The organism is Kitasatospora sp. NE20-6, assembly GCF_045862635.1.
In genome coordinates this window covers 1-3558 of sequence record NZ_BPRL01000141.1, presented here as the reverse complement: position 1 = coordinate 3558, position 3558 = coordinate 1, and the positions used below count along the sequence as shown (strand labels likewise).

Annotated in this window: 2 protein-coding genes; both read right to left on the bottom strand. The window is 66.7% G+C overall.

Translation table 11 applies throughout. The features are described 5' to 3' along the window. Positions 1-166: 166 nt before the first annotated feature. The gene (locus tag SNE206_RS39770) at positions 167-1276 is read right to left on the bottom strand and encodes an IS701 family transposase (protein WP_407918472.1); all 1110 of its coding nucleotides are present in this window, start codon (positions 1274-1276) and stop codon (positions 167-169) included. Positions 1277-1282: 6 nt separating this feature from the next. Further along, a complete protein-coding gene (gene ltrA, locus SNE206_RS39765; RefSeq protein WP_407918471.1) occupies positions 1283-2731 on the bottom strand; it encodes a group II intron reverse transcriptase/maturase in 1449 nt (482 codons plus the stop codon). Positions 2732-3558 lie beyond the last annotated feature (827 nt).

Below are 3558 nucleotides of genomic sequence, written 5' to 3'. Positions count from 1 at the left end.
TACTGCAACCGCATCTGGGGGTTGTGTCCGCGGCGTTTGTAGTGGGATTTGCGGGCGCGGGCCTGGCTTCGTCGCCGGAAGCGTGACCAGTGCAGATGGTGGTCGTTGGCATGGTGATGGGGGACGACGATGATGTGTCCCATCAGCCGGCGGATCTCCGGCACGCTCAGCGGTATGAGCTCGTCGCCTTCGCCGTTGCTTCCCCCCTTACGGCTTCATGGGCGCGCAGGGCGGTCAGGTAGGCGAGGGCGGCCATGGACAGGGTGATGTGTCGGTACCAGGCCCGATAGAGCCGTACCTGGTAGTGGTCCAGGCCGCACTCGCTCTTCGCGCTCTGGAAGCACTCCTCCACCGCCCACCTGGCCGCGGCCACCTTGACCAGGTCTTTCAGTCGGGTGGTGACCGGTCCGTAGCAGATGTAGTAGGCCAGTTTGGTGGGGTCGCCGACGCTGCGTCGAGCCAGGACCCAGTGACCGGAGCCGTTCTCCCATCGGGGGCGGATCGCGACGCGGGCCCAGTCGTAGATCCGCTCGCCGTGCGCCCCGCGGCCCGCGGACAGGCGCTTGAACGCCTGCCGGGGCAGGGCTGCGATCAACTGGTCCACCTGCACGTCCGTGCCGTGGGCGGTGACGACGGTGTCGTTGACCTTCGTGGCCAGCACATGCGCGACCGCTCGCTCCTCCAGCCACGACCGCAGGTGCCTCACCTGTCCGAACGCCTCATCCGCGGTCACCCACGCGAAGGGGACACCAGCGTCGACGGCCCGCTGCAACATCCACTTGAAGTGCTCGTTCTTCGTCGCGAAGGGGACTTCGTCCCCGATCCCCGCCGCCCGGCAGCGTTCACGGTCATCGGTCCAGGAGACCGGAACGTAGAGCTCCCGGTCGATCAACGCCCGTCCTCTGCTTGAGGAATAGGCCAGAAACGTCCCGATCTGACTGTTCTCGGTTCGGCCGGCCGTCCCGGTGTACTGCCTCTGGACGCCCGCGGACTTGATGCCCTTCTTCAGGAACCCGGTGTCGTCGCCGATCAACACACCGTCCCGGGCACCGATGCTCTCCACGACGAAGTCCCGCACATCGTCACGCACCGCATCCGCATCCCACTCGGAGTGGTTGAGCAGCCGCTGAACACCGTCGGGACGCAACTGCCCGACCTGCTCGGCCACCGTGTGAGGTCGATCCGGGGCGCCCTGCCGACGTTGCCGCCGGTGGGTCTCCCCGGACCGCCTCCCGAACCGGACGTGCCCGATCTCCAGGCATCCGGCTCTCCACAAGCCCTCTCAGGCGACCGATTCGACCGTGGTCCCGCAGGTCCACGGTGAGGGGATCTTGGCTCCGCGGTAGAGATAGCGGTTCGTCCGCACCTTCGCGGCCTTGAACAAGACCACCTCGCCGTCGGCGGGCCACCATCGGCCCACGCAGTAGCGACGGCGCAAGCTCTTCCAGTTGGTTCGGCGGTGCTTGCGCCTCAGCCATCCGAAGACCTGTCGCCATGTGAAGGCCGACAGGTACTGGAAGGTCGCGGACGACACGCCGTGCCGGAAGTACGCCGTCCAGCCGCGCAACACCGGGTTCAACCCGTGCAGCACGGCTGCCAACGGTAGGTTCGTGTCCTGTCTGCACAGCGCCTTGACCTTCTCCTTGACGGCCTGGAGGGCCTTCTTGGATGGGTAGAGATAGACGTAGTGCTTCTGGGTCCCGCGTTTGCGGTGACGCTGGAGGCGCCACCCGAGGAAGTCCAGCCCCTCGTCGATATGGGTGATCGCTGTCTTGTCCACCGACAGGCGCAGACCCATCGGCGCGAGCACCGCCGCCACTTGGGCGCGAATCTCCTCAGCATCGTCACGGGTCCCGGTCACGGCGATCAGGAAGTCGTCCGCGTACCTGAACAGCCGGTAGTTGGGCAGCCTCCGACGCCGACGCCTGGCCCGCTCCGCCTGAGTGGAGTTCGGCCCGCCCGGCCCTGCCGCGATAAACTCATCGAGGACGGACAGAGCGATGTTGGCCAGCAATGGTGACAGGATTCCTCCCTGCGGAGTACCGGTGTCAGTCTCCCTGGACAGGCCGCCCTCGGTGAGGATGCCCGCTTTCAAGAACGCCTTCACCAGGCCCAGGACGCGCTGGTCTCCGACCCTGCAACGCACCCGGTCCATCAGGGCCGTGTGGTCGATCGAGTCGAAGCACGCCTCGATGTCCCCCTCCACCATCCACTCGTACGAGCGTTTGGCGAAGTGGTGCGCTTCGGCGAGCGCGTCATGTGCCCGGCGCTTGGGGCGGAAACCGTAGGAACACGGCAGGAAATCCGCCTCGAAGATCGGCTCCAGCACCAGTTTCAGGGACGCCTGGACGACCCTGTCCCGCACGGTGGGGATGCCCAGCCGGCGGCGCTTGGCCGTTCCCGGCTTGGGGATCATCCTTTCCCGCACGGGCAGAGGCACGAGGGAACGTCCCCGCAGATCGCAGCGCACTTCGTCGAGGAACACCTCGACCCCGCGCCCGGCCTCCACGGAGCGGGCGGTCTGTCCGTCCACCCCGGCCGAGCGTGCGCCCCGATTGCCCCGCACCCGAGCCCACGCGACGAGCAAGAACGCGGGATCGGCAACGAGATTGAACAGGTCATCGAACCGGCGATCACGATCATCGCTCGCCCAACAGTGCAGTTTGGTCTGCATCTCCAGTACCCGGCGCTCGGCCCTGATCAGGGCGATGTCCAGCGCGTCGGTATTCACCAACGACCTCCCGGCATTGCAGTCTCCTCCCTGCCGACTTGCTGGCCCCCTTCGCCAAGTACGGAGCTTTCCTCCGCTCGGACTACTACGGGGCCTCCGCCCCACCTGCGGCCCTCAGCCGGCAACGGGCCTGTCCCAACCGATCCGGACTGGGTGTCCGGCCGGTGGGACGACCACAGGCGGTTCCCACGTTCACCATGTGCCGATCGGCCAGGTCGGCGTCCCGCTACTACCCCGACAGCATCGCCACGTCTACGCCGCAGACCTTCAACGTGGCCTCCCCACCGGCAGTTGGAGACCGGCTTCGGAGTTGACCACCCCAGCAGAGCAAGTGGCCACGCACTGCACCCCGGCCCACATCCTCCAGGTTGGAGCCGGTGACAAGACTTACGGGGCTTTACGCGAGTTCCTCTTCGTACACCTTCTGGCCTCGCTTGCCGGACCCGGCACGTCTGGAAGTGCCGCACCGTCCCGGCGTTGTCAGGGCTGCTTTCCATCCTCCCCGGCGTTCCCCGGATCAGACTGCCCTCAGCTTCTACCCGACCGCTGCGACGGCCCGGCGGTAGAGGTTTCGCACCTCCACTCGGTCACACAGCGCCTCGTGGCGCACCCAACCGTTCTTGCGCTCCAACGGCGCGAGCAACCCATTCAGGTAGTCCAGCGCCCGCTCGCGGGGCTCCGACCTGCCGAAATGCCGAGCGAACCGGGCATGGAACCCGGCTATCCCCTCGGACCACGACTCGACCTGCTCAACCGTCACCCCATAGGCACACAGTCAGACCAACGAGCGTCCACACCCACAGTCACGCCCAGATGCGGTTGCAGTA